We start from the raw sequence: 26,806 nt of genomic DNA on the forward strand, positions 1-26,806 counted from the left end.
GTCTTGCCCGACGCGCCTGTTGAGCGAATCCGCGCAATCTTAACCGTTCTTGCGGTAAGAGGCGGGTAAGTTTAACGAAGCTATGGGGTTGGGGAGAACGGTCCCCGGCGTCAGGGTGCCGGGGTCTGGAGCGGGAAGGCGGGGTTGTCCCATGGTGCGTCTGGCGAGACGTCTGGCGATGCGTCCGGTGCTGGCGGCGAGCGCGTTGGCCGCCGCCCTGTCCCTCGGGGCGTGCCAGGATGCCGGGTTCTCCGCCGCAGGCTCCGCCCGCGCCCGTGAGCCGATCCCCCAGAAGACCGTCGCCCTGATGACGGCCAAGAACATGTCGCCCCGCGACCCGATCCTGATCCGCGCCTTCAAGAAGGAATCGGAGATGGAGGTCTGGAAGCGCGGGCCCGACGGGCAGTACGCGCTCCTCAAGACATTCCCGATCTGCCGCTGGTCGGGCCAGCTCGGGCCGAAGGTGCGGGAGGGCGACCGCCAGGCGCCGGAAGGGTTCTATCCCATCGCCATGGGGCAGATGAACCCGAACTCGTCCTACTACCTGTCGTTCGATACCGGCTACCCGAACGCCTTCGACCGGGCCAACGGCCGCACCGGCAGCTACCTGATGGTGCACGGCACCTGCTCGTCGGCCGGCTGCTTCGCCATGACCGACGAGGCGATCGCCGAGATCTACGCCATCGCCCGCGAGGCCTTCGCGGGCGGGCAGCGGGCGTTCCAGTTCCAGTCCTATCCGTTCCGGATGACGGCGCAGAACCTCGCCAAGTTCCGCAACGACCCCAACATCGGCTTCTGGAAGAACCTGAAGGAGGGGTCGGACTACTTCGAGGCCCTGCACGAGGAGCCGCGGGTCGGGGTGTGCGGCACCCGCTACGTCTTCGGCGGCCAGGACGCCGCGGCCGGCGCCTGCAGCCCGAAGGTCGACCCGGTCGTCGTCGCCAAGCGCCAGAAGGACGAGGTCGAGGTAGCCGAGCTCGTCGCCAAGGGCACGGCGGCGACCCGCCTCGTCTACCAGGACGGCGGCCAGCACCCTTATTTCCGCGAGACCGCGCCGAGCACCCAGCTCTTCGCCGAGCAGGCGCAGCCGCGGCCCAACATGGGCACGATCAGCCGGCCCGAGGCCCTGGCGGCCGCGCCGGAAGAGATCTCGATCGAGCCGAAGGTGAAGCCGGTCCTGCTCGCCAAGATCGATGCCAAGCACGAGAAGGGCAAGCCCGGGGCGGTGAAGCCGACCGCGCTCGCCTTCGCGGCCCCCGCGACCAATCCGGCCCCGATCCCGACCCGCGAGGCGGCCGAGGCCGCGGCGGCTCCATCGGCCCCGGCGGGCCCGATCACCGTGGCGAGCGCCGACGGCGATCCCGCCGCCTACCGCAAGCTCCTCGGCAACTTGTTCGGCGGCGCGCCCGCGGCGCCCCCGGTCGCGCCGGCCGCCCTGCCGGCGGCGGAGACCGCGCCGGTCGCGGCGATCTCGCCGGCCGCACCCTTGCCCAGGAAGGTGAACGCCCACCTCCACACCGCTCCGACCGCCCATCCGGCGGCGGCGAACGCCAAGGCCGACGGGAAGGTCGACGGCCTCAATCCGGCGGGCGCGAAGAAGGCCGAGGGCAAGCCGACTGAGAGCAAGTCGACCGAGGGCAAGCCGGCGGCCAAATCCGGCGAGGTCAAGTCGGGCGAGGCGAAGCCGGCCGAGAAGGCGTCGGAGACCGGCAAGCGTACCGAAGGCCACGGCCGCAACCGCGTCGCGGCCTCGCAGCCGGGGAATTGAGGGCGGCTCCCGGGTCGCCCGCCCTGGATGTTTGATCCCGGGGCCGCGAGTGCGGAGCCCGGGATGGGCCCCCGTGGCGGGCCGGGTGGCCTGCCCGGGTGCGGTGGCGGCTACGCCGTCGCCCGCGGCCCGAGCGACAGCACCAGCGCCCCGGCCAGGGTCGAGAGCACCGAGCCGACGATGACCCCGAGCTTGGTCTCGGTGTCGAATTCCGGCGCATTCGCGAAGGCGAGGCCGCCGATGAACAGGCTCATGGTGAAGCCGATGCCGCACAGCAGCGCCACACCGTAGACGTGGCGCCAGGAGGCGCCGGCGGGCCTCGCGGCCAGCCCGGTGCGCACCGCGAGCCAGACGCCGCCGAGCACCCCGACCTGCTTGCCGACAAACAGCCCCGCCGCGACCCCGAGGGTGACCGGGGCGAGCAAGGCCCCCGGCGTCAGCCCGGCGAGCGACACGCCGGCATTGGCGAAACCGAAGACCGGCAGGATCGCGTAGGCGACCCAGGGCTGGAGCGCGTGTTCGAGAGCGTGGAGCGGCGACTCGCGGTCGTCCGGCCGGCCGGGGCTCGCCCGCAGCGGAATCGCCAGCGCCAGGACGACGCCCGCCACGGTGGCGTGCAGCCCCGAGCGCAGCACCAAGAGCCACAGGACGGCGCCGAGGATCAGGTAGGGCCCGAGCCGGCGAAGTCCGACGCGGTTGAGCGCAAACAGCATCGCCGTGACGGCGCCGGCCAGCGCCAGCATCGGCGCCGACAGATCGGCGGTGTAGAACAGGGCGATGATCACCACCGCGCCGAGGTCGTCCAGGATGGCGAGCGCGGTGAGGAAGATCTTGAGTGAGACCGGGGCCCGGGAGCCGAGCAGGGCCAGCACGCCGAGCGCGAAGGCGATGTCGGTCGCCGCGGGGATTGCCCAGCCGCGCAGGGTCTCGGGCGACGACGCATTGACCGCGGCATAGACGAGGGCCGGCACCGCCATGCCGCCGAGCGCCGCGATGCCCGGCAGGGCCCGGTCGGGCCAGGTGCGCAGGGCCCCGTCGAGGATCTCGCGCTTGATCTCGAGTCCGACGAGCAGGAAGAACACGGCCATCAGGCCGTCGTTGATCCAGTGCAGCAGGCTCAAGGGCCCGATCGTCGCGTGGAGCGCGTGGGCATAGGCCTCGCCAAAGGGCCCGTTGGCGACGACGAGCGCCAGTACCGCGCTCGCCATCAGGACGAGCCCGCCGCCCGCACTGCTGACCAGCAGGCCGCGCAGGGCCGAGAGCGGACGCGGCAGGCGCCGGGGGGAGGGGGAGGGCTGCATGGAGCCCGGGTGCCAGGAAAGGCGCCCGGGATCAACGCGCGTGAGACACGACTCGGCGGACGTCACCCCCGCCCGAGCGCCGCCCGCACCAGCCTCAGGGCGTCCCCGCTCGCCCAGTCCGCCGGGCCCTTCATCACGCCGATCTCGCAGCCGTCGGGGTCGATCAGGAAGGTGGTGGGCAGGCCCACCACGTCGCCGCCCTGCTGCAGCACCGGCAGCGCCCGTCCGCCCGGATCGGAGTAGTAGGCGAGCCGCGCGATGCCGTTCTCCTTCATCCAGAGCGGCGGCCGCTCGGGGTTGCGGGTGTCGAGGTTGAGCGCCACCACCTCGAAATCCCGGCCCCCGAGTTCACCCTGGAGCCGGTCGAGGGCCGGCATCTCCGCCTTGCAGGGCGCGCACCAGGTCGCCCACAGGTTCAGGAGCACCGTGCGGCCCTTCAGGTCGGCGAGAGTCTTCGGCTGCCCGTCCGGCCCGGTGAAGGCGAGGGCGGGCGCGGCCTTCGGGCTCGCGGCGACCTGGAGCGCCGCGACCTCGCCGCGGGCGAGCGGCGCGACCCGGGCGGCCGTGGCCTTGGCGAGCGGGCAGGCGCCGCCGTTGCTCCCGCCCGCAACCCCGTATAGGGCAGCCCCGAGGCCGAGGAGTGCGGCGAGCCCCCCCGCGACCAGGGCGAGGCGGGCTTTTCGCGGTGATGCGAGACGAGGTGAGGACATGAGCAACCGGATGTGGGGCGGGCGCTTCGCGAGCGGCCCCGCCGAGATCATGGAGGAGATCAACGCCTCCATCGGCTTCGACAAGCGCCTCGCCCCCCAGGACATCCGGGGCTCGCTCGCCCATGTCGCGATGCTGGGCAAGGCGGGGATCCTGCCGGCCGAGGATGTGGCGAAGATCGAGGCCGGTCTCAAGTCCGTCCAGTCCGAGATCGAGGCCGGCACCTTCGAGTTCCGCCGCGAGCTCGAGGACATCCACATGAGCGTGGAGAGCCGGTTGCGCGAGATCGTCGGCCCGACGGCCGGGCGCCTCCACACCGCCCGCTCGCGCAACGACCAGGTCGCCACCGACATGCGGCTGTGGGTGCGCGACACCCTCGACGCCCTCGACGGCCAGGCCGCCGACCTCCAGCAGGCGATGGCCGAGCTGGCGCTCACGCATGCCGGCACGGTGATGCCGGGCTTCACCCACCTGCAATCGGCCCAGCCGGTCACCTTCGGCCATCATCTCCTGGCCTATGTCGAGATGCTGAACCGCGACCGCGGCCGGTTCCGCGACGCCCGCGCCCGCCTCAACGAATGCCCGCTCGGTGCGGCGGCGCTCGCCGGCACCTCGTTCCCGATCGACCGCCACGCCACGGCCGCCAGCCTCGGCTTCGACCGGCCGACGGCGAACTCGCTCGATTCGGTGGCCGACCGCGACTTCGCCCTCGAAGCCCTCTCGGCGGCGGCGATCGCGGCGGTGCACCTGTCGCGCTTCGCGGAAGAGATCGTGGTCTGGACCTCGGCCCAGTTCGGCTTCGTCAAGCTGTCGGACCGGTTCACCACCGGCTCCTCGATCATGCCGCAGAAGCGCAACCCCGACGCCGCCGAGCTGGTACGGGCGAAGTCCGGCCGGGTCATCGGCGCCCTGTCGGGGCTGCTCATCGTCATGAAGGGCCTGCCGCTCGCCTATTCGAAGGACATGCAGGAGGACAAGGAGGGCACCTTCGACGCGCTCCAGACCCTCTCGCTGTGCCTCGCCGCCATGGCGGGCATGGTCCGGGATCTCGAGCCCGTGCCCGAGGTCCTGAAGGTGGCGGCCGGCTCCGGCTACGCCACCGCCACGGATCTGGCCGACTGGCTGGTGCGCGAGCTCGGCCTGCCGTTCCGCGATGCCCATCACGTCACCGGTCGCCTCGTCGGCGAGGCCTCGTCCCGCGGCATCGGCCTCGAGGCGCTGCCGCTCGCCGTGATGCAGGCCGAGGAGCCGCGCATCACGCAAGCCGTCTTCGCGGTGCTCGGCGTCGAGAACTCGGTCGCGAGCCGCACCAGCTACGGCGGCACCGCGCCGGACAACGTGCGGGCGCAGGCGGAAGGCTGGCTCAAGCGCCTGGCCGGCGAGACGGCCTGAGCGGTTCCGTCCATCTCTCCTATCCGCACCCCTCATCCTGAGGTGTTGGCGATCGCAGATCGACTGACCTCGAAGGAGGGCTCCAGGGATCGCGGAGTATCCTGGAGCCCTCCTTCGAGGCTCGCTTCGCTCACACCTCAGGATGAGGTCGTGGGTGGGAGGGCACAGGTGCGTGTGTTAGTCCCTGCCTCGAACAAGCTCGACCCATCACGGGAGGACCCACCATGGATCTCGGTCTCAAGGGCAAGCGCGCCCTCGTCCTGTCGTCCAGCCGCGGCCTCGGCCGCGGCATCGCCGAGGCCCTGGCGGCCGAGGGCGCGGACGTGCTGCTCACCGCCCGCACCGCCGAGCGCCTGGACGAGGCGGTGGCGGCGATCAACGCCCGCGGCCAGGGCCGCGCCCACGCCTTCGCGGGTCCCCTGAAGGACAACGTCGAGGCGATCCATGCGGCCGCGCAGGAGCATCTCGGCGGGGTCGACATCCTGATCGCCAATACCGGCGGTCCGCCGGCCGGCACCGCCCTCACCGTGCAGCCCGAGGCCTGGACGCCGCAATTCGAGGCGATGGTGACCCCGGTCTTCCGCCTCGCCGGGCTCGTCCTGCCGGGGATGCGCCAGTCCGGCTTCGGCCGCATCGTCGTGGTGGCCTCGAGCGGCGTCGAGCAGCCGATTCCCAACCTCGTGATGTCGAACGCGCTGCGCGCCTCGATCGCCGGCTGGGCCAAGACCCTGTCGGCCGAGGTCGCCGCCGACGGCGTCACCGTCAACATGATCCTGCCCGGCCGCATCGAGACCGACCGCACCGGCGAGCTCGACACCGCCAACGCCAAGGCACAGGGCAAGTCGCGCGACGAGATCGCCGAGGCCGCCCGCGCGGCGATTCCCGCCAAGCGCTACGGCAAGGTGCAGGAATTCGCCGACGTGGCGTGCTTCCTGGCCTCGGAGCGCGCGTCCTACGTCACCGGCAGCATGATCCGGGTCGACGGCGGGGCCGTGCGGTCGATCTGACGAGGTTCGTGGGGCGGGACGACAGTCGTCTCGCCCCCACTCGTTTCCCAAGGCCGATGAACCGTTCGGTGGAGAAAAAGGCGCGGGTCCCTCCTCTCCCCGCAGGCGGGGAGAGGGCTTCATCGACCTTGCCGTCGATGAAGCGAGTGCAGGCGAAAGCCGGAGCGAGGGTGAGGGGGAGGTGCCGAAGACGCCTCGTTCGGAAGCACCCCCTCACCCTCGCCCTGCGGGCTGCCTCACCCCCGACAAAGGGGGGTGAAGGCCTCTCCCCGCCCGCGGGGAGAGGATATTTCCCGCGTCACATCGTGTCCGGGAGAGCCTTGGTGGCAGCCAGGGCGGCGTACACGAAATAGAGAAGGGCGGCACCGCGGTGCCGCCCTTCTCTATTTCAAAGCTGTCGCGCCGACCTACTGCCGCTTGCCCCAGCGCACGCCCGGCGCCGGCCCGGCGCCCGCGGCCAGCTGGCCGATCGCCGGGCCGCTCGCGTCGCCCGGGTGGTGCTGCGAACCCGGGCCCATCGGCTCGGGGGCGATCAGGTCCGGGGTGGCCGCCATCTCGGGGGTGCCGCGGCCGGTGGCGAACTGGCCGGCCTTGCGGAAGCGCCAGAGGTAGCCCGGCACCACCGCCTCGATCGCCGTCGGGGCGATGCCGATGCCCTCCATCGTGCGCTTCTCGGCCTTCGCGGCCTCCGACACGACGTTGTCGCTCTGGAGCAGGGTGACCTGGTCGCGGGTGAGCTTCAGGGTGTCGGGCAGGAGGCCGAGCGTCGCGGTGTCGACGAGCTCCATCATCCGGGCCTGGAGGCGGGCGGCGGGGGCCGGCAGCGGCAGCACCACGCGGCTGCGCATCGTCACCTTGAGGGTGTACTCGACGAGCTGCTGCAGGGTCAGGATCTCCGGCCCGCCGAGCTCGTAGACCCGGCCGCCCTGGAGCCCGCCCTCGACCGCCCGGGCGATCGCCTCGGCGACGTCGCCGGCGAAGACCGGCTGCATCCGGGCCTCGGCGCCGGCGAGCGGCAGCACTGGCAGCATCCGGGCGAGCCCCGCGAAGCGGTTGAAGAAGCTGTCGCCCGGTCCGAACACGATCGAGGGCCGGAAGATCACGGCGTCGGGCCGCGCCTCGAGCACCCGGGCCTCGCCGATCGCCTTCGAGCGGGCATAGGCGGACGCGGACGCCTCGTCGGCACCGAGGGCCGAGACGTGGATCATCGGCGCGCCGACCGCCGCGGCGGCCCGGGCGATCTCGGCGGCGCCGTCGGCCTGGAGGCGCTGGAAGCTCTGGCTGCCGCTCTCCTGCAGGATGCCGACGAGGTTGACCACGATGTCGGCATGCTCGGTGGCGCGCACGATCGAGGCCGGGTTGCGCAGGTTGGCCTGCACGCCGACGATCTGGCCGACGCGGCCGAGGGGCTGGAGGAACTGCGCGAGGTCGGGCCGGCGCACCGCCACCCGGATCCGGTAGCCGCGCTTGGCCAGCGCCCGCACGACGTGGCGGCCGAGGAAACCCGATCCCCCGAACACGGTCACGAGCTGCGAGGCGGGCCGGGTGAGGCCGACGGTGTCGAAGCCGGTCATGGTCGTGGGGTCCTTCCGCGGGTCTTCATCGGGCCGAGGGTGCGGGGGCTCGTGCCGGCTCCTTAGTCGAGGGGCGAGGTCCTGTGAAGCTCCGCCGCCGTCGCGGGGGCCCGGAACCGGCCAGGGTGCGTCCCGTTCGCCGCCCGCGACCACCCCGGACCTGCGCCGCCGGCCGGCTCACGCCACCTTGCGGGGCACCATCCGCTCGCTGCCGAGCGCCTCCTGCGCCCCCGAGAGCCCGGCCTCGCCGTACTCGGCATCCTCGTTGACGTTCCATACGTCGTAGCGCCGCTCGCCCAGGATGATGTTTTGCGCCGTCAGCATGGCGGTCATCATGGCGTGGTCCTGGTTGTTGTACTTGTGCATCCCGTTGCGGCCGACGAGGTGGAGCGACGGGTAGCTGCCTTCGAGGTCCCGGCGGATCGTCGCGACGTGGGCCCGGTAGGCGTCGTCGTAGACCGGGTAGGCCTTGGGCTGGCGCACCACGCAGGCATCGACGACGCTCGACGGATCGACGAGGCCGATCTGGCCGATCTCGCGGCGGGCGAGCGCGATCAGCTCGGAATCCGGCGCGGTCCACAGCCCGTCGCCCTCGAAGCAGAAATATTCGAGGCCGAGGCAGGTATAGGCGTCGTCCGGCACCATCTCGGGCGACCAGGAGCGGAAGTTCTGCACCCGGCCGACCTTCACCGCCGGGTCGTGGACGTAGATCCAGTTGTCCGGGAAGCTGTCCTTGGCGCGCGCGATCAGCGCCACGGTGACGAAGTCGCGGTAGCGGAGGCTGCGCGCCTGGAAGGTGCTCAGGGGCGCCGGGCGGATCGCGCCGACGAGCTCGCGGATCGGCGCCGAGGAGACGACGTTGCGGGCCGTGAAGGTCTCGCGGCTGCCGTCCTCGCGCCGGGCGCTCACGGTCCAGAGCTTGGTCGCGGCGTCGTACGACAGGCCGTCGACACGCCGGTCGAGCAGCACCCGGCCGCCGTTCCCGCGGATCGCGGCCGCGGCGGCATCCCACATCATGCCGGGGCCGCGGCGGGGATAGCGGAACGACTCGATCAGGGTCTTGATGACGGCGCCGTCGCCGGAGGCCGCCGGCCGGTGCAGCCCGAGCGAGCGCTTCACCCCGTCGCGGATCGCCGCGCCGAGGTCGAGCCCCTTGATGCGCTGCGCCGCCCAGTCGGCCGAGATGTCGTCGCAGGACATGCCCCACACCTTCTCGGTGTAGGTCTTGAAGAAGATCGAGAACAGCCGCTCGCCGAACTGGTTGCGGACCCACTCGTGGAAGCTCTTCGGCTCCTTGATCGGCCGGGCGCGGGCCCAGAGATAGGAGGCGACGCAAAGGCCGCTCTCGACGATGCCGAGGTTGCGCAGGGCCTCGAAGGCCTTGAGCGGATAGGCGTAGGTCTTGCCCTTGTAGTAAATCCGCGACAGGCGCGGCCGCTCGATGAAGTCGTCGGGCAGGATCTCGTTCCAGAGGTCGACCACCTCCTTCGCCTTCGAGAAGAAGCGGTGGCCGCCGATGTCGAACAGGTAGCCCTTGTACTCCACCGTGCGGCTGATGCCGCCGACCTGGGTCGCGTCGCGTTCCAGAACCACGACATCGCGGCCGGCCTTGGTCAGCATGTAGCCGGTGGTCAGGCCCGCCGGTCCTCCGCCGATCACCAGCGTCTCGGTGTGAAGGCTCATCGCTCGGGCAACTCCGGGGGCCGGCACGGCCGCTACGCGTGAAGGCGGGTCTCGCTCTCCCCATGCTTTAGCGGCCGGATGGTAAAGAACCGCTCAACCGCGCCCGCTAACCGGGGGGTAAGGCCGGCATGCGACCCCGGTCCGACCGGATGTCCGAGGCTCGTCAAGGATCCCGCCATGCCCGCCGCCCCGCTGACCCAGGCCCGGCCCGGACCGGAGGCGGCCGACCGCTCGCCCTTCGAGCGGCCGGCGGTGGTGTGGCTCATCGTGGCGGCGAGCGTCGCCGGGATCCTGTCCTGGCCCGATCTCGTGGCGGTCCTGCGCGAGCTGCGCCTGCCCGACACCGACGACGCGATGCGGCTGGTGCAGGTGCGCGACCTCCTCGCCGGCCAGGGCTGGTTCGACCTCGCCCAGCACCGCCATGCCGGCGCGCCGCCGATGCACTGGTCGCGCCTCGTCGATGCGCCGATCGCCGCCCTGATCCTGATGGTCCGGCCCTTCGCTGGTCAGGCCGCCGACGGGATCGTCGCGGCCGCCTGGCCGCTCCTGCTGCTCGGGCTCTACGCGCCCATCCTCCATCGCGGGGTGGCGCGCGCCTTCGGCTGGCGCGCGGCGGCCTTCGCGCTGTTCGCCGCCGGGCAGGCGGTGTTCGTCACCGGCATGTTCGCGCCCGGGCGCATCGACCACCACAACGTCCAGATCTGCGCGGTCCTGGCGCTGGCGCTGTGTCTCGCCCGGCCGGCCCCGACCGCGAGGGACGGCGCGGCGGCGGGGGCGCTCGCGGCGTTCTCGCTCGCGGTCGGGCTCGAGGCGCTGCCCTTCATCGCCGCCGCCGGGCTGCTGCTCGCCGGCCTGTGGTGGCGCGACGGGCGCGCGGCCCTGGCGCCGTTCCGCGGCTTCGGCCTCGGCCTCGGGCTCGTCGCCCCGGTCCTGTTCGCGGTCCAGACCGGTCCGGCCGCCTGGGCCGTCCCGGCCTGCGACGCGCTCTCCCCGCCCTGGCTCTGGCTCGCGGCGGCGGCGCTCGCCACGGGCTGCGGGGCCGCTCTCGTGCCCGGCGGCCGCCTCGCGCGGGCCGGTTTCCTCGCCGCCTGCGGGGCGGTCGCGGTCGGCGGCTTCGTCCTGATGTTCCCGGCCTGCGCCGCCGGACCGTTCTCCGGCATGCCGGCCCTCGTCCACGACGAGTGGCTGGTGAAGGTGCGCGAGATGCGGCCGGTCTGGCAGCTCGCCGTCCTGGCACCCGACGCGGTGCTCGCCGGCCACGTCCCGGTGCTGATCGGCGCGGTCGTGGCGAGCCTGTGGGCCTGGCGCGACGGGGCACCGGCGCAGCGCCGCCTGATGGCGGTGGCGGCCGGGGCGCTCTGGCTCGGCGTGGCGCTCGGCGTGCCGCAGTTCCGCGGCCTCTACGTCGCCGGCGCCTTCGTGCCGCTGGTCGCCGGCCCGGTCCTCGACCGGGCGGTGGCGCTGCTGCGCGATTCCCGGGCGTCCTCGCGCCGGCGCCTCGCCGCCATCGGGCTCGGGCTCGCGCTCTGCGGCAAGGTCTGGCTCCTCGTCGCCTCGGTGCCGCAGGCCTTCGGCACCACCGAGAAGGCTTTCGCGACCGAGCACGCCGCCTGGCAGGAATGCGGGGCCCGCCGGTCGATCTCCGCCCTCGACGCCCTGCCGCCGGGGGTGATCCTCGCCGAGATCGACCTCGGCCCCAGCCTCCTGCTGCACAGCCACCATTCCGTCGTGGCGGCGCCGTATCACCGGGCGTTGCCCGGCCTCGTCGCCTCGCTCGAAGGGTTTCGCGATCTCGCGGCTCTGCCGCGCGTGGCCGCCCGGGCGGGAGCGGACTACATCGTGGCCTGCGCCCCGCCCTCGACGCCCGGCGAGACGCCGAGCGTCGCGGTCCGCCTCGGGCGCGGCGAGGTCACCCTGCCCGGGCTGGAGCCGGTCCCGGTGCGGGAGACGCCGTTGCGGGTCTGGCGCCTCCGGCCGGCGCCGTGAGGGAGCCCCCGTGCGGGGCACCTTCGTGGAGGGAGCGTTCGTGATCAGGCGTCCGGCTGCGCTCGTCCTCGTCGCCCTCCTCCTCGCGGTCCTGGCCGCCGGGGGGCTGGCGGTCGCCCGCGGCGAGGAGCCCGGCGGCATCGAGGAGGTGTGGATCGCGCTGCTCGGACCGCCGGATCTCGGCCCGGTCGAGTTCGCACGCCTCGCCCGCACGCCGTCCCGGTCCGACGCCCTCGCCTGCGCGCCCGACATCTGCCCTCTGGCGCAGGCCGACGCGGTGCCGCCGGACTTCGCCGTCCCGGGCGCGCGCCTGCGCGAGATCGTCGGGCGGGTCGCCGAGGCCCAGCCCCGCACCGCCCTGGTCTTCACCGACCGCTGGGGCGAGCAGGATCGCTACCTCGCCCGTACGGCCTGGCTGCGCTGCCCCGACACGATCGCGGTCGAGATCGTCGGCCGGGGGGAGGGCCGCGCCAGCCTCGCGCTCTACATCCGCAGCCAGGCCGGCTGCCCGGTCCCGGCGACGAGCCGCGCCCGGCTCGACGCCTGGCTCGCCGCGATCGCGGCGGCGGCCGGCCTCGAATCGACGAAGGGGTGATGACCCGGATGCCGCGCGCCGCTCACGAGCCTGCCGCCCACCAGCACCTGCCGCCGACCGGCGTCCCGCCGCTGGCGGACCTGCCCGCCTCGCCCGACGTGGCGGTGATCGGCGCGGGCGCCGCCGGCATCGGCGCGGCGCGGCGGCTTGCCGCCCTCGGCCTGTCGGTCGCGGTGCTGGAGGCCCGGCCGCGGCTCGGCGGGCGCACCGTCACCACCGCCTTGCGCGGCCACCCGGTCGATCTCGGCGCGCACTGGCTCCATGCCGGGCCGATCAACCCGCTGGTGGGCCTGGGCCTCGCCCGTGGCGAGCCCCTGCGCCGGGCCGCCCAGGAGAGCCACCTCTGGGTCGGGCGCCGCCCGGGACGTCCGGCCGAGGAGGCCGCCTTCGGCCGCGCCTGGTCGGTCGCCGACCGGGCGATGACCGACGGCGCGCGCCTCTCCGGCGAGGATCGTGCGGCGGCCACCGCCCTGCCGCCGGGCCTCGGGCCCTGGGGCAAGCGGGTCTCCCTGGTGCACGGCCTCGTTTCGGGCCGGCCGCTCTCCGAGATCAGCCTGCACGACTTCCCCAGCATGGAATACGGCGACAACTTCTTCATCGCCGGCGGCTACGGCGCCTACCTCGCCCGCCTCGCCGCCGGGCTGCCGGTGGCGCTCGGGACCCCGGTGGCCGCCCTCGACTGGGCCGGGGAGGGGGTGAGCCTCGATCTCGGCGACCGCGGCACCCTGCGGGCCCGGGCGGCGCTCGTCACCGCCCCCATGATGGTGCTGCAGGAGCCGGCCCCGGCCTTGCGGTTCGCCCCCGACCTGCCGGCGCCGGTGCGCGCGGCGATCGACGGGTTCGCCACCGGCATCTACGAGCACGTCGTGCTGCACTGGCCGTCTTCGCCGTTCCGCGGCCGCGACCGGCTGGCGAGCCTGATCGGCGGACGTCTCCAGCCGCCGGGCCTGCTGACGCGCGTCGACGGTACGCCGTTCCACTATTTCGAGCTCGACGTGCCGATGGCCGCGCGCCTCGACGCGGCCCGGTCCGGCCCCGACGGCGCGCGCCGGCTGGTGCGCGAGAGCCTGGCCGAGCAGGTCGGCCGCGGGTCGTTGCGCGACCTCGCGGTGCCGGCGGTGACCGAGTGGCGCCACGATCCCTGGTCGCGCGGCTCCTGGGCGGTGGTGCCGCCGGGCCATACCGGCGCCCGCGACCTCCTCAAGGAGGCGGTGGGCGAGCGGATCTGGTTTGCCGGCGAGGCCCTGTCGCGCGAGCAATGGGGCACCGCGGGCGGCGCCTTCGCGGAGGGCGAGCGGGCGGCCGAGGCGATCGCCGCCACGCTCGGCCCTTAGATCCACGTTGGTTTCCCGCGGCGGAGGCCTACATTCCACCCATGCTGACCCGCCTCCTCACCGTCCTCGTGCTCCTCGGCCTGTCCTGCGCCACCGGGGTCCACGCCCAGCCCATGACCCGCAACGTGCTCAAGGGCACCTGCGACAAGCTCGTCATCGCCGGGAAGGACGTCACCCCGACCTGCGGCGACGGTCTCGCCAACCTGGTCCAGGGCCGGCGCACCTCGTTCGACTTCACCTCCAGCGACGGCACGACGATCAGCTTCAGCGGCACCGGCATGCCGCAGGACCGGCAGGAGGAGGTCGGGGTCGACGCGCTCCAGCCGGTCAGCGCCGTAATCCTGACCGTCAAGGGCAGCGACGGCGGCATCACCCGCGACACGCTGATGACCGTCGGCTCCTGCCGCTTCCCCGCTTCCCCACCCGGCCGCTCGATCGTCGCCTGCTCGGCCGACACCCAGCGCGGCCGCTTCGAGGGCACGTTCACGACGGTGAGCGATGGGACGGCCAAGGATGTGGCGCCCAAGGAGACGGGTGCCAAGGACACGGGCGCGAAGGAGCCGGTGGCGGAGTAGGACACGCCGGCTTCGCCTGGTCCCGTCCCGCGACGAGGGCCGAGCTGTCCGGTGCTGCCGGGCGGCGCCTCCCGATCCATCGCCGGGCCGCAGGGCATGCCCGTTGTGCTCGGCCGGCGAAGCCACGCCCTCGACCGTGCCGCGATGCTCGATCGACGCCCTCCGGTGCCGTCGGTCTTTTGGTTTTCCTTGCCGTAACGGAGTTGGCTCTACCGCCCTGCCGGTCTTGCACTCCGCAGGCCTTGCTGCAAGACAAGATTAGTTCTGCTGTCTCATTCGTGTGATCTCTCCCGTTCTACCGAAATCGCGAATGCTCGCTGAAATTTTACCTGTCATCAGAGTGAAGCATTTCGTTGTTAAAGCCCAGATCTGAAGGGTGCTGGCCAGAAACAAATTTATTTAGAGATTAAGAGTGTGCGCGAAGGATAATTTCATATAGTTGTTGTCCTCTGGGGTGTTTTTATGCGGGAATTTACAACCTAAAATATCTCGCTATGTCATAGTTATATAAATATTGAATGACATATAATGGCACGGCAATACGATTTTTATTAAACCTTGGCACCTATGTTCGGCCGCTTGCTGTAAATCGTATGATTTTTTATATATAAGTAGCTAAATTGCAACACCTCCTAAAGTTATTGCCGATCGCTTGCTGGACGCGTGACCAAGGGTTTCATTGCTTGGACATTCGTGGGGCTGAAACCCCGGCGATGATCTCGGCGCCGCCTATCCTCGACGAAGGGCCGCACGGGCCGTTCGCATGACACGCCGCGTGACCGGACTGGACACGCGAATACATGAGATCTGTTTCGTCATCCGGTGTCTCTGTCCGCTCACGCGTGTCGAACCTTCCCGAAGACCTGCAATCCCGAACCAGGGAGCGTCCCATGTTGCGCGCATCGAGGTGGCTCGTGAGTTGTCTGTTTCTCGGCCTGGCCAGCCAGGCCTCGGCCGCCGGGCTCGATCACTGGCCGAAGGAGGCGGCGCAGCAGATCGATGCGATGATCGCCGCGAACGCGAACAAGGGCGCGTACGCCGTGTTCGACATGGACAACACCAGCTATCGCTACGACCTGACCGAGTCGCTGCTGCCCTTCCTCGAGATGAAGGGCGTGCTCACCCGCGAAAAGCTCGATCCCTCGCTGAAGCTGATGCCGTTCAAGGACAGGGGCGACGTCAAGGAGAGCCTCAACAGCTACTATTACCGGCTGTGCGAGATCGACGACATGGTGTGCTATCCGTGGATCGCGCAGTCGTTCTCCGGTCTCACCGTCCAGGAGCTGAAGGGCTACGTCGACGAGCTGATGAGCTACGGGAAGGCCATCCCGTCGACCTACTACGAGGGTGACACGCTCAAGACGATCGAGGTCCAGCCGCCCAGGATCTTCACCGGCATCAAGGAGCTGTACGCCAAGCTGCGCGAGAACGGCATCGAGGTCTACGTGGTGAGCGCGGCGCACGAGGAGATCGTGCGCATGGTCGCCTCCGATCCGCGCTACGGCTACAACGTCAAGCCCGAGAACGTCATCGGCGTGACGACGCTGCTCAAGGACCGCATGACCGGCGAGCTGACGACGACGCGCAAGCAGGTCGCTGACGGCCGCTACGACGAGAAGGCCAACCTGCCCCTCGAGGTCACGCCGTACCTGTGGACCCCGGCGACCTGGTACGCCGGCAAGTACGCGGCGATCATGACCTACATCGATCCGTGGAAGAAGGCGGTGCTGGTCGCCGGCGACACGCCGGTGAGCGACGGGCCGATGCTGTTCCACGACGTCGACGTCGCGAAGGGCGGCGTCCGGGTCTGGGTCGATCGCAAGGCGAAGTACCGCACTCAGATCGAGGAGATGATGAAGACCAGTGCGACCGCGCAGGCCGCGAACGGCCTGCCCGTCACCGCCGACAAGAACTGGATCGTCGTGAAGCCCGAGGACATCCAGTAGAGCGCCGAGACGCCGCCGGGATCCCCGGGCGGCCTCCCCCCTGTGGTCCGTCGCCGTTACCGCCGCGGCCCCCGGTCGAGCCCCGCCTTGCGCAGGGCATCGGCCAGCGCGCCGCCGCCCGCCGGCTCCTCGCGGCGGCCTGGCGGCCGCGAGGATCCTTGCGGCCGGGCCGCGTCCTGCCTGGCGTCGCGGCGGGGCCCGTCGCGGTGCTGGCCGCCCGGCTCGCGGGACGGGCGGGCGCCGACCTCGTCGTCGAGCCGCAGGGTGAGCGAGATGCGCTTGCGCGCCACGTCCACCTCCAGCACCTTCGCCCGCACCACGTCGCCGGGCTTCACCACCGCGCGGGGGTCCTTCACGAAGGTCTTGGACAGGGCCGAGATGTGGACGAGCCCGTCCTGGTGCACGCCGATATCCACGAAGGCGCCGAAGGCCGCGACGTTGGTGACCACGCCCTCCAGCACCATGCCGGGCGTGAGGTCGCCGATCTTCTCGACGCCCTCCTGGAAGGTCGCGGTCTTGAAGCTCGGGCGCGGGTCGCGGCCGGGCTTCTCGAGTTCCGCGATGATGTCGGTGACGGTCGGCAGCCCAAAGGTCTCGTCGGTGAAGGTCTTGGGGTTCAGGCCCTTCAGCACGCCGCCGTTGCCGATCACCGCCTTGATGTCACTCTTCGTCGCCTGGAGGATGCGGCGCACCACCGGATAGGCTTCCGGGTGGACGCCCGAGGCGTCGAGCGGGTCGTCGCCGTCCTGGATGCGCAGGAAGCCCGCCGACAATTCGAACGCCTTCGGTCCCAGCCCCGCGACCTTCTTCAGCCCCGAGCGGCTGCGGAACGGCCCGTTGGCGTCGCGGTGGCTGACGATGTTCTGCGCCACCCGCTCGGTGAGGCCCGAGACCCGCGACAGCAGCGGCCCGGAGGCGGTGTTCACGTCGACCCCGACGCCGTTCACGCAATCCTCCACCACCGCGTCGAGGGAGCGCGACAGCTTCCCCTCGGCGAGGTCGTGCTGGTACTGGCCGACGCCGATCGCCTTCGGCTCGATCTTTACGAGCTCCGCCAGCGGGTCCTGGAGCCGCCGGGCGATCGAGACCGCGCCGCGCAACGACACGTCGAGCCCCGGCAGTTCCGCGCTGGCATAGGCGGAGGCCGAGTAGACCGAGGCACCGGCCTCCGACACCATCACCTTGGTGAGCATCAGTTCCGGCTGCTTGGCGATCAGCTCGGCGGCGAGCTTGTCGGTCTCCCGCGAGGCGGTGCCGTTGCCGATGGCGATGAGCTCGACCTTGTGGGCCCGGCAGAGCTTGGCCAGCGTCATCAGCGCGCCGGTCCAGTCGCGCCGGGGCTCGTGCGGGTAGATCGTGTCGGTCGCCACCACCTTGCCGGTCGCGTCCACCACCGCGACCTTCACGCCGGTGCGGTAGCCCGGATCGAGGCCGAGGGTCGGCCGGGCGCCGGCGGGTGCTGCCAGCAGCAGGTCGCGCAGGTTGCCGGCGAAGACCCGCACGCCCTCGGTCTCCGCCGCGTCCCACAGGCGGGCGCGCAGGTCGAGCTCGATCGAGAGCTTCAGCTTGGTGCGCCAGGCGAAGCGCACCGCCTCCATCAGCCAGCGGTCGCCGGGCCGGCCGCGATCCTGGATGCTGGCCGAGAGGGCGATGCGGCCGTCGTAGAGGCTCTGGGCGTCCACGCCCTCGGGCGCCTCGTCGAGGCGCAGATCCAGCACGTCCTCCTTCTCGCCGCGGAAGAGGGCGAGGACCCGGTGCGAGGGGAGGCGGGTCAGGGGTTCGGAGAAGTCGAAATAGTCGGAGAACTTGGCGCCGGCCTGCGCTTGCCCGTCCCGCATCCGGGAGACGAGGCGCCCGCGGGTCCAGAACGCCTCGCGCAACTGGCCCACCAGCTCGGCATTCTCGGCGAAGCGCTCGACCAGGATGGAGCGGGCGCCCTCCAACGCGGCTTCCGGCGTCGCCACGCCCTTCGCTTCGTCGACGAACGGCGCGGCGGCGGCGAGCGGCACCTGGTCGGGGCGGGAGAGCAGCGCCTCGGCCAGCGGCCCGAGGCCCGCCTCGCGGGCGATCTGCGCCTTGGTGCGGCGCTTGGGCTTGAACGGCAGGTAGAGGTCCTCCAGCCGCGCCTTGGTGTCGGCGGCGAGGAACTGGCCCTTCAGCGCGTCGTCGAGCTTGCCCTGGGACTGGACGCTCTCGAGGATCGCCGCGCGCCTGGCCTCCAGCTCGCGCAGGTAGCGCAGGCGCTCCTCCAGGGTGCGCAGCTGCGCGTCGTCGAGGGTGCCGGTCACCTCCTTGCGGTAGCGGGCGATGAACGGCACCGTCGAGCCGCCGTCCAGGAGTTCCACCGCCGCCTTGACCTGCCATTCCTGCGCGCCGAGCTCGGTGGCGATGCGCTGGGTGATGCTGGACATGGCGACTCCGCGATTCCGGGGCGACGGGGAGGCGTGTCCTTACGGGGGTTGGGGGCGTCTTGGAAGGGCTGGGGGAGGGGTCAGGCGGGTGGAGTCCTTCGCGCCTGGGCGACCTGCCCGTTCCGGCTGCCGCGCGTGAACGCGGCGTCCATCTCCGCCCGCGTGAAGAGGGAGCGGGCCGCCACCAGGGTCACGGCGACCATCGGAATGGATAGCAGGACGAGGAGGACGAGATCGCCGTGGCCGCCCGGCAGGCGCCGGAGCGGGAGACCGTCACGAATCGCCAGGGACGGGCCCGCCTGCGCACAGACGAGCCAGGCGAAGCGCGGACCGGCCGTGACGTGCGTCTCGACCGGCGGCAAGACGAGCGGAATGATCATCGACAACCCATGCGGCCGGTCCCGCCGCCAGAGGAACGATGGCGGGAGCCAAACTGCCGGACAGCATCGCACGGAAGGCCTCGAACAGGCCGACGGACGTCAAGGACGATGCAAGCAGGGCGATGACGTACTTCACGCCGCTCCTCCACCCAGGAGAGCCGGTCTGCCCTCCGCCGGCGATCGTCCGGCTGCGCTGCCCTGGCGTCAATCGGAGAGCGGGGCCGCAGGCCGATGGAAAGCCACGGAAAGATTCAGGCGGCCGATGCGATCGGCCGCCTGATGGATTCGAGGTTGGAGCGAGTTCGACGGAGTGGCGTCAGCGCACCCCGCCCGCCGGCAGCACCCCGGTCGGGGCAGGCACCCGGCGCATCCGCTCGCGGTGGGCGGTGTAGAGGCCGCTGCCGCAGATCACCAGGACGCCCAGCCCCATCCAGGCGGTCGGCACGGTGCCGAAGAACGTGAAGCCGAGAAGGCCGGCCCAGATGATCTGGCTGTAGGAGAACGGCACCAGGGTCGAAGCCGGGGCGTGGCGGTACGCGATGGTGACGATCCAGTGCCCGGCGGTCGAGATGAAGCCGATGGCGGCGCCGATCGCGACTTGGTTGAGGTTCGGCGTCTCCCAGACGAAGGGCACGAGCACCGACAGGATCACGAAGCCGACCACCGCCGACCAGGTCATGGTCGTCTGGGGCGCGTCGTAGCCGTTGATCTTGCGGGTGACGACGAGGGCGGCGGCCCAGAACAGGGCGGAGACGATCGGGAGCAGGGCCGCGGCCTGGAAGGCGCTGGTGCCCGGCCGCACGATGATCAGGACGCCGAGGAGGCCGACGAAGGCGGCGGCCCAGCGCCGGGCGCCGACTTTCTCGCCGAGCACCGGGATCGACAGGGCGGTGACGAAGATCGGCGAGACGAAGGCGATGGCGGTGGTCTCGGCCACCGGCAGGATGCGCAGGCCGGCGAGGAACAGCAGCGACGAGCCGACGAGGGCGACGCCGCGCACCACCTGCAGGCCCGGCCGGGCGCTGCGGAACGGCGAGGCGCCGCGCTTGAGGTGCGCCCGCACCACGGCCGCCGCCAGCATGACGGTGAGGAAGCCGACGTAGCGCAGCCACGCCACCTCGATCCCGGAGAGCTGTCCGGTGAGGTACTTCGCCGTGGCGTCGGAGCTCGACAGGAAGACGGTGGAGAGCACCACCAGCACGATGCCGCGCAGCGGCTGGTCGCCGAGCAGGGCCGGCAGGGCCGGGCGGGCGGAGGGGACGGCGACGGGAAGGCTGAGGGTGGCCACGGGCGTGTACGGCGGTGTCGGGGAGGGGCCTTCTGATTACCACCGCCCCGTCAAACCAAGCCGTGCCGATTGCGCGCTACGGCCATGCTGTCGGGTCAGCCCTAGTTAAGGCGGGCTTTACCCGATCGTGTCGCGGCGGCGGCGACTTGCGATGTCGTCGCCATCTTCCTGCCGCAAGGCCTAAGGGTGTCTCCTGAAAGAAACATGAACGGGTTTCGTCTTCGCCGGAACCCGATCCGCAATTGCGTGTTGTTTCGCCCGCGCAGGGTTAACCTGCCCCGCGCGGGTGAGGGGCGTCAGCAGCAGCGGAAGCCGCCGCGACCGCCGACGCCGAAGCGGGCGTTCTGCCGCTCGCGGAAGAACTCCGTCGCGGTCATCGGCTGCTGGTCGGGGTGGGTCTTGCGGATATGGGCGACGTAGGTGTCGTAGTTGCCCTGTCCGACCATCAGGCGCGCCCCGTCGCAGACGCAGCGCGTCAGGGTCGCCCAGCGATCCCGTAAGGTCTCGGCGCCCATCGGGTTCACTCCGCCGCCGCCGGCATCGCCCGCGGGTCCGCCTCGACGGCGGTCCAGCGGTCGGTGCGGTAGGCCTTCAGGCAGGCCTGGACGCCGAAGGCGATGATCGCCACCACGACCCCGACGAAGACCAGCGCCAGCACGGCGTCGATCCGGTCGTTGAGGATGATCTGGCGCATCTGGTCGGCGCTTTTCGCCGGCGCCAGCACCCGGCCCTCGGCCAGTGCGGTCGCGTAGCGGTCGGCATGGGCCAGGAAGCCCACCCGCGGATCGGCCGAGAAGACCTTCTGCAGGCCGGCCGTCAGGGTGCAGGCGACGAGCCACAGCGTCGGCACGATGGTGACGAGGGCGTAGCGCTCCCGCTTCATCTTGAAGATGACGACGGTGCAGAGCGTCAGCGCGATCGCCGCCAGCATCTGGTTGGAGATGCCGAAGAGCGGCCACAGGGTGTTCACGCCCCCGAGCGGGTCGGTCACGCCCTGGTAGAGGAAGAAGCCCCAGGCCGCGACGCACAGGCCCGTCGCCACGATGCTCGGGCCCCAGGATGCGGTGTCCTTGAAGGCCGGCACCGCGACGCCGATCAGGTCCTGGAGCATGAAGCGCCCGGCCCGGGTGCCCGCGTCGACGGCGGTGAGGATGAACAGGGCCTCGAACAGGATGGCGAAGTGGTACCAGAACGCCATCATCGTCTTGCCGCCGATGACGTTCGAGATGATGTGGGCCATGCCGACCGCGAGCGTCGGCGCGCCGCCGGCCCGCGAGATCACGGTGTGCTCGCCGACGTCGGCTGCCGTCTGCTTGATGGTCTCGGCCGAGATCGGGAAGCCCATGGCGGTGACCGCCGCGGACGCGCTCTCCGGCGTGGTGCCGACGACCGCCGCCGGCGCGTTCATGGTGAAGTAGACGCCCGGATCGATGACGGTGGCGGCGACGAGCGCCATCACGGCGACGAAGGACTCCATCAGCATGCCGCCGTAGCCGATGAAGCGGGCGTTGACCTCGTTGTCGATCAGCTTCGGGGTGGTGCCCGACGAGATCAGGCTGTGGAAGCCCGAGACCGCGCCGCAGGCGATGGTGATGAACAGGAACGGGAACAGCGAGCCCGACCAGACCGGCCCGGTGCCGTCGACGAACTTCGTCACCGCGGGCATCTGCAGGTGGGGCGCCAGCACCAGGATGCCCAGCGCCAGGCCCACGATGGTGCCGATCTTGAGGAAGGTCGAGAGGTAGTCGCGCGGCGCCAGCAGCAGCCACACCGGCAGGATCGAGGCGACGAAGCCGTAGCCGATCAGCATCCAGCACAGCTGCGTGCCGGTGAAGGTGAACATCGCGGCGAGCGCCGGGTCCTCGGCGACGTTCTGGCCGAAGATGATCGCCGCCATCAGCAGCACGAAGCCGAGGATCGAGACCTCGCCGATGCGGCCCGGGCGGATCCAGCGCGAGTAGACGCCCATCAGCAGCGCGATCGGGATCGTCGCCATCACCGTGAAGGTGCCCCAGGGGCTCTCGGCCAGCGCCTTGACGACGATGAGCGCCAGCACCGCCAGGATGATGACCATGATCAGGAAGGCGCCGAACAGGGCGACGACGCCCGGGATCGTGCCGAGTTCGGCGCGGATCAGCTCGCCGAGCGAGCGGCCGTCGCGGCGCATCGAGACGAACAGCACCATGAAGTCCTGCACGGCCCCGGCCAGCACCACCCCGGACAGGATCCAGAGCAGGCCCGGCAGGTAGCCCATCTGGGCGGCCAGCACCGGGCCGACGAGCGGGCCGGCACCCGCGATCGCCGCGAAATGGTGGCCGAACAGGACGTACTTGTCGGTCGGGACGTAATCGAGCCCGTCGTTGTGCCGGACCGCCGGGGTCTGGCGGGTCGGGTCGAGCCGCATGATGCGGTCGGCGATGTAGAGCGAGTAGTAGCGGTAGGCGATCAGGTAGACCGACACCGCCGCCACGACGATCCAGAGGGCGTTGATGCTCTCGCCGCGCTGCGTGGCGACGACCGCGAGCGCGGCCGCGCCCAGCGCGCCCACGAGGGCCCAGGGTCCGTGCTTCCGGACGGCAGTCATGGGGTGTTCCTCCCGGCTGTGCCGCCGGGCTGAAACGGGCGTCGGCGGCGTCCTTCGACTTTCGGGTAAAGGAAACCTTACGCACTGCCAATGCGGCCCCGGGAGAGGGCGGCCGTGCCGGGATGCGACTTTCGTCGTAGGGTTTTCGGCAGGGCCGGGCGGCGACCCGCAGGCGAGATCGCGCCGACGATTCCGGCCGCCGGCTCCTCAGTTCGACGGCAGCGTCGACATGATGTTGTCGTAGTCGAGGTTCGCGGTCTCGATGACGATCTGGGTCCGGCTGATCACGCCGAGCTTGCGCAGGATCTCGGAGACGTGGGCCTTGACGGTGGAATCGCCGACGCCGAGCTCGTGGGCGATCTGCTTGTTGAGCTTGCCCTGGCGGATCATCAGCAGCACGCGGACCTGCTGCGGGGTCAGCTCGGCGATGCGCTCGGCGATCGGCGGCTTGCCGGCCTTGCGGCCGGGGGCCTCGGCGGGGCCGGACAGGCCCTCGGGCACGAAGACCGCGCCGTTGAGCACGTCGGTGATGGCCCGGATCAGCACCGGCTTGCCGGCGGCCTTGGGCACGAAGCCGGCGGCGCCGTGCGACAGGGCCTCGCGCACGATGCGGGGGTCGTCGAGGCCGGAGACGACGAGGACCGGGATGCGCGGGAAGCGGGTGCGGATCGCGATCAGCCCGTCGAACCCGTTCACCCCCTGCATGGTGAGGTCGAGCAGGGTCAGGTCGATCGAGCGGCCGCGGGAGAGGGCCGCGCAGGCGCTCTCGATGCCGTCAGCCTCCTCGACATCGGCGGCCGGGAAGGCGAGGCGGACCGCGCTGCTCAGCGCGTCGCGAAACAGCGGGTGGTCGTCCACGATGATCAGGTGCATGTCCGACCCTTCCGCGACGGGCGGCGCCCCGTCCGGCCGCGGAAGAGACACCTCGGGGGCCCGGCCGGTCAATCCCACCATCGCAGCGGATCATCCTCTCGCAGGCGCACCGCCGTGCGGCGCACGCACTCGTAGATGCGGTGCAGCAATTCCGCCGCATCCGCAAGTCGAGGAAAGAGTTACCACCCGCCTACCGGAGCAGCCACCGTGCTTTGGTATGGAGCCGCGGCGAAGAGGCGGTTGTCGACAGGCGATCCCTGCACCTTGGTCCTATGGTGGCTGACGGCGGCCCGGTCCTATCCTCCGGCAACCTCGGCGGCCGAAGGACATCCTCACCGCGGAGTGGGCGGGGGCGCGCGGGGCATCTGGCGGCAGCGTCGCGTGGGGCGGCGCGGCCGCCGATCGCGGGGGCGATCGCCCTTCCGCTCCCGACGCGCAGGCGCGGCCGCCGCACCGGCCGCGCCTGCGCACCCGGTTTCGTCCCGGCGCGGCACGCGGGACGGTTCCACGGGGGCGATTTCCGTCAGGGTTAAATCCCGACGCCGCGGGTGACCGCCGTTGCCAGCCGTCCGCCCTGGTCGCATACTCGACAAACGAACGAAGCCGGGCCGGATCCGGCAAGAGCGGGAGGGGGCTTTTGGCGCGGGGAAGTTCTGCGCGGCCAGTGTCGGGCGAGGATACGCGCACCCGGTCGCATCGCTGCGGCATCCAGACCGCCTGGACCGACGCGGCCGGGGCCGAGGCTGCCGTTGCGGCGATCGCCGCCTCCCTCGACGTCAGCCGCATCGCCCATCTGGTGATCTTCTTCTCGCCGGTCTACGGCGTGGCCGCGCTCAACGCCGCGCTCGCCCGCGCCTTCCCGGACGTGCGGATCGCCGGCTGCACCTCCTCGGGCGAGATCAGCCCGATGGCCGGGCTCGACCGCGGCCTCGTGGTGATCGCCTTCCCGCACGAGGGGTTCCGCATCGCCTCCGCGGTGCTGGAGAAGGTCGACAACCTCGACGCCGAGCGCGCCGCCGCCTCGATCCGCACCCTGCGCGCCGACCTCGACCGGATCGCCCGCGGCGGGCAGCGCTTCGCCATCTCGCTCATCGACGGGCTCGCCAACGCCGAGGAGTCGGTGATCGCCGCGGTCGGCTACGGCCTCGACGGGGTGCCGCTGGTCGGCGGCTCGGCCGGGGACGAGCTGACCTTCTCCGAGACCGCGCTGATCCACGACGGCCAGGTGCATCGCCGCGCCGCGGTGCTGCTGCTGATCGAGACCGACTTCCCGGTCGAGATCTTCAAGAACGACAACTTCGAGCCGACCGGCGTCAAGTTCGTGGTCACCGAGACCGACCAGGAGCAGCGCACCGTGCGCGAGCTCAACGCCGAGCCGGCGGCGGTCGAGTACGCCAACGCGCTCGGCCTCGATCCCGACGCCCTGACGCCGACGAGCTTCGCCGCCCATCCCCTCGTGGTGCGGGTCGGCGGCGACTATTTCTGCCGCTCGATCCGCCACCTCAACCCCGACCGGTCGCTGAGCTTCCACTGCGCGATCGAGAGCGGCGTGGTGCTGACGCTCGCGCGCCAGAAGGACCTGGTCGAGGCGACCCGCGAGGAGCTGGCCCGGCTCGACGCGCGGCTCGGCGGCGTCGACCTGGTGATCGGCTTCGAATGCGTGCTGCGCCGCCTCGACGCCGAGATCCACCAGGCGCGCCACAGCATCGCCGAGCTCTACCGGCACTACAACGTCGTCGGCTTCGAGACCTACGGCGAGCAGTACCGCTCGATGCACCTGAACCAGACCTTCACGGGCATCGCCATCGGCCGGCCGGCGGGCCCGTGACCCGGGACGACGCCCCCCCGCGCCCGGCCGCCGAGGCGGAGGCGGAGGCCGCCGCCCTGCGCGTGCGCGTCGCCAAGCTCGAGCGCATCAACGCCGCGCTGATGTCCCAGGTCGAGCGCCGGATGGACCAGCGCGGCAGCGCCTACTCGCTGTTCCAGACCGCCATCACCCTCGAGGGCCAGGTCCGCACCCGCACCGAGGAGCTGACCGCCCTGATGCGCAGCCTCGAGCGCTCGAACCAGGCGCTCACCGCCGCCAAGGAGGAGGCCGAGCGCGCCAACAGCTCGAAGACCCGCTTCCTCACCGCCGCGAGCCACGACCTGCTCCAGCCGCTCAACGCCGCCCGGTTGTCGCTCTCGGCGCTCGCCGACATGCCGGTGGGGCCGGAGGCCCGCGGCATCGTCGGCCAGGTCGAGCGCGGTCTGCAGACCATCGAGGACCTGATCAAGACGCTCCTCGACATCTCCAAGCTCGATGCCGGCCTGATCCAGCCGGTGGTGCGCCCGGTCCTGGTCGCCGACGTGCTGGAGAGCCTGGAGGCGAGCTTCGGCCCGCTCGCCGCCCGCAAGGGCCTGCGCTTCTCGGTGCGCGGCGGGCGGACCTGGGTGAAGAGCGACCTCGTGCTGCTCCAGCGCATCCTGCAGAACCTGGCCTCGAACGCGATCCGCTACACTGCGGCCGGCGGCGTGCTGGTGGCGGCGCGGAAGCGCGGCGACACGGTGCGGATCGACGTGGTCGATTCGGGCTCCGGCATCCCGGAGAGCGACCAGGAGCTGATCTTCGAGGAGTTCCACCGCGGCGGGCGCGAGAGCGTCGACGGCGAGATCGCGCTGGGCCTCGGCCTGTCGATCGTGCGCCGCTCGGCCCAGGCGCTCGGCCACGGCCTGAGCCTCGAATCGCGGGTCGGGCACGGCTCGCGCTTCAGCCTCCACCTCACCCCCTGCGCCGCCGAGCCGCCCCGGCCGGCCCCCTCGCTGGTGCCGCCGACGAGCCTCACCGGCGCCCGCATCGCGCTGATCGAGAACGACAAGCCGGCGCTCGAGGCCCTGGCGCGGCTCTTCCACGGCTGGGACGCCAACGCCTTCGCGGCCCGCGACCACCTGAGCCTGGTGCGGCTCCTCGGCACGACCTGGAGCCCCGACGTCGTCGTCGCCGACTTCCACCTCGACGGCGGCGCCTGCGGGCTCGACACCGTGGCCTGGCTGCGCGCCGTCCACGGCCACGACATCCCGGCCGTCATCACCACCGCCGACCACTCGGCCGAGGTCGAGGCGCGGGTCCGGGCGGCACGCTGCGAGCTGGTCCACAAGCCGCTGAAGCCGGCCCAGCTGCGGGCGCTGCTCGCCCACCTGCTCAGCCGCGCCTGAATCGCGCACCCGCGCATCCCGGAAATGTTTCCAAAAGATGTCTGCCGCGGCCGGCCCTGCCGGCTCGCAGTCGAATGACGACAGCGCATGTCGCTTCATAGGCCGAACGGACTATGCCTTATTGTATCTATTGTATGTCTGATGCGGTTTTTCAACGAATGGTCTAAGCTCAAGGAGAAATAGACGGTTGCGCCCGGGCAACATAC

At 71.4% G+C, this 26,806-nt stretch carries 20 protein-coding genes; 10 read left to right on the forward strand and 10 right to left on the reverse strand.

Annotation, left to right across the window (positions count from 1 at the left end):
* Positions 1-178: 178 nt before the first annotated feature.
* Positions 179-1,768, forward strand: a complete 1,590-nt coding sequence (locus BMX97_RS03800; protein ID WP_244538263.1) for a L,D-transpeptidase family protein — start codon at positions 179-181, stop codon at positions 1,766-1,768.
* 110 nt (positions 1,769-1,878) lie between these two features.
* Here the strand turns inward: BMX97_RS03800 and nhaA are convergent, their stop codons facing one another.
* On the reverse strand, positions 1,879-3,069 hold the full coding sequence (gene nhaA / locus BMX97_RS03805) for a Na+/H+ antiporter NhaA (RefSeq protein WP_091745556.1): 1,191 nt from the start codon (positions 3,067-3,069) through the stop codon (positions 1,879-1,881).
* 62 nt (positions 3,070-3,131) lie between these two features.
* Positions 3,132-3,779, reverse strand: a complete 648-nt coding sequence (locus BMX97_RS03810; protein ID WP_091745558.1) for a thiol:disulfide interchange protein TlpA — start codon at positions 3,777-3,779, stop codon at positions 3,132-3,134.
* Here BMX97_RS03810 and argH point away from each other — a divergent pair.
* The gene (argH, locus tag BMX97_RS03815; protein WP_091745559.1) at positions 3,778-5,169 is read left to right on the forward strand and encodes an argininosuccinate lyase; all 1,392 of its coding nucleotides are present in this window, start codon (positions 3,778-3,780) and stop codon (positions 5,167-5,169) included. The genes BMX97_RS03810 and argH overlap by 2 nt on opposite strands.
* Positions 5,170-5,393: 224 nt before the next feature.
* Positions 5,394-6,176 (forward strand): SDR family oxidoreductase, encoded by a 783-nt coding sequence (locus tag BMX97_RS03820; RefSeq protein WP_091745561.1) that lies wholly within the window; start codon positions 5,394-5,396, stop codon positions 6,174-6,176.
* Positions 6,177-6,583: 407 nt separating this feature from the next.
* Here BMX97_RS03820 and BMX97_RS03825 read toward each other — a convergent pair whose 3' ends face one another.
* Positions 6,584-7,750 carry a complex I NDUFA9 subunit family protein gene (locus tag BMX97_RS03825; RefSeq protein ID WP_091745563.1) on the reverse strand — a complete coding sequence of 389 codons (1,167 nt, stop codon included), beginning with the start codon at positions 7,748-7,750 and terminating at the stop codon, positions 6,584-6,586.
* 177 nt (positions 7,751-7,927) lie between these two features.
* Positions 7,928-9,433 carry an NAD(P)/FAD-dependent oxidoreductase gene (locus BMX97_RS03830; protein ID WP_091745565.1) on the reverse strand — a complete coding sequence of 502 codons (1,506 nt, stop codon included), beginning with the start codon at positions 9,431-9,433 and terminating at the stop codon, positions 7,928-7,930.
* A 177-nt stretch (positions 9,434-9,610) separates the two neighbouring features.
* On the opposite strand from BMX97_RS03830, the gene BMX97_RS03835 reads away from it, so the two are divergent.
* The 5 genes from BMX97_RS03835 (at position 9,611) to BMX97_RS03855 (ending at position 15,869) form a co-directional block, all read left to right on the forward strand.
* Entirely contained in the window at positions 9,611-11,419 is a 1,809-nt protein-coding gene (locus BMX97_RS03835; protein WP_091745567.1) for a hypothetical protein, read from the forward strand.
* A 40-nt stretch (positions 11,420-11,459) separates the two neighbouring features.
* Positions 11,460-12,014 carry a hypothetical protein gene (locus tag BMX97_RS03840; protein WP_244538264.1) on the forward strand — a complete coding sequence of 185 codons (555 nt, stop codon included), beginning with the start codon at positions 11,460-11,462 and terminating at the stop codon, positions 12,012-12,014.
* Between the two features lie 8 nt (positions 12,015-12,022).
* Positions 12,023-13,348, forward strand: coding sequence for a flavin monoamine oxidase family protein (locus BMX97_RS03845; protein WP_091745904.1), 1,326 nt, complete (start codon positions 12,023-12,025; stop codon positions 13,346-13,348).
* A 41-nt stretch (positions 13,349-13,389) separates the two neighbouring features.
* On the forward strand, positions 13,390-13,923 hold the full coding sequence (locus BMX97_RS03850; RefSeq protein ID WP_177202117.1) for a hypothetical protein: 534 nt from the start codon (positions 13,390-13,392) through the stop codon (positions 13,921-13,923).
* Positions 13,924-14,837: 914 nt separating this feature from the next.
* A complete protein-coding gene (locus BMX97_RS03855) occupies positions 14,838-15,869 on the forward strand; it encodes an HAD family hydrolase (protein WP_280142784.1) in 1,032 nt (343 codons plus the stop codon).
* A gap of 56 nt (positions 15,870-15,925) precedes the next feature.
* Here the strand turns inward: BMX97_RS03855 and BMX97_RS03860 are convergent, their stop codons facing one another.
* From BMX97_RS03860 to BMX97_RS03885, 6 genes are all read right to left on the reverse strand, one after another.
* Positions 15,926-18,280 (reverse strand): Tex family protein, encoded by a 2,355-nt coding sequence (locus BMX97_RS03860; protein ID WP_091745571.1) that lies wholly within the window; start codon positions 18,278-18,280, stop codon positions 15,926-15,928.
* Between the two features lie 80 nt (positions 18,281-18,360).
* Positions 18,361-18,660: a hypothetical protein gene (locus BMX97_RS03865; protein WP_091745573.1), complete on the reverse strand. Its 300-nt coding sequence runs from the start codon at positions 18,658-18,660 to the stop codon at positions 18,361-18,363.
* A 316-nt stretch (positions 18,661-18,976) separates the two neighbouring features.
* Positions 18,977-19,948, reverse strand: a complete 972-nt coding sequence (locus BMX97_RS03870; RefSeq protein WP_091745575.1) for a DMT family transporter — start codon at positions 19,946-19,948, stop codon at positions 18,977-18,979.
* Between the two features lie 296 nt (positions 19,949-20,244).
* Positions 20,245-20,463: a YbdD/YjiX family protein gene (locus BMX97_RS03875; RefSeq protein ID WP_060848690.1), complete on the reverse strand. Its 219-nt coding sequence runs from the start codon at positions 20,461-20,463 to the stop codon at positions 20,245-20,247.
* A 5-nt stretch (positions 20,464-20,468) separates the two neighbouring features.
* On the reverse strand, positions 20,469-22,532 hold the full coding sequence (locus tag BMX97_RS03880; protein ID WP_091745577.1) for a carbon starvation CstA family protein: 2,064 nt from the start codon (positions 22,530-22,532) through the stop codon (positions 20,469-20,471).
* A gap of 207 nt (positions 22,533-22,739) precedes the next feature.
* Complete coding sequence (locus BMX97_RS03885; protein WP_091745579.1) at positions 22,740-23,405, reverse strand: response regulator; 666 nt, start codon at positions 23,403-23,405, stop codon at positions 22,740-22,742.
* Positions 23,406-24,069: 664 nt separating this feature from the next.
* Here BMX97_RS03885 and BMX97_RS03890 point away from each other — a divergent pair.
* Positions 24,070-25,233 (forward strand): FIST N-terminal domain-containing protein, encoded by a 1,164-nt coding sequence (locus BMX97_RS03890; RefSeq protein ID WP_091745581.1) that lies wholly within the window; start codon positions 24,070-24,072, stop codon positions 25,231-25,233.
* 101 nt (positions 25,234-25,334) lie between these two features.
* Positions 25,335-26,600, forward strand: a complete 1,266-nt coding sequence (locus BMX97_RS03895; RefSeq protein ID WP_091745907.1) for an ATP-binding response regulator — start codon at positions 25,335-25,337, stop codon at positions 26,598-26,600.
* Positions 26,601-26,806 lie beyond the last annotated feature (206 nt).

The organism is Methylobacterium sp. ap11, assembly GCF_900110515.1.
In the GTDB taxonomy this organism is placed as follows: domain Bacteria; phylum Pseudomonadota; class Alphaproteobacteria; order Rhizobiales; family Beijerinckiaceae; genus Methylobacterium; species Methylobacterium ajmalii.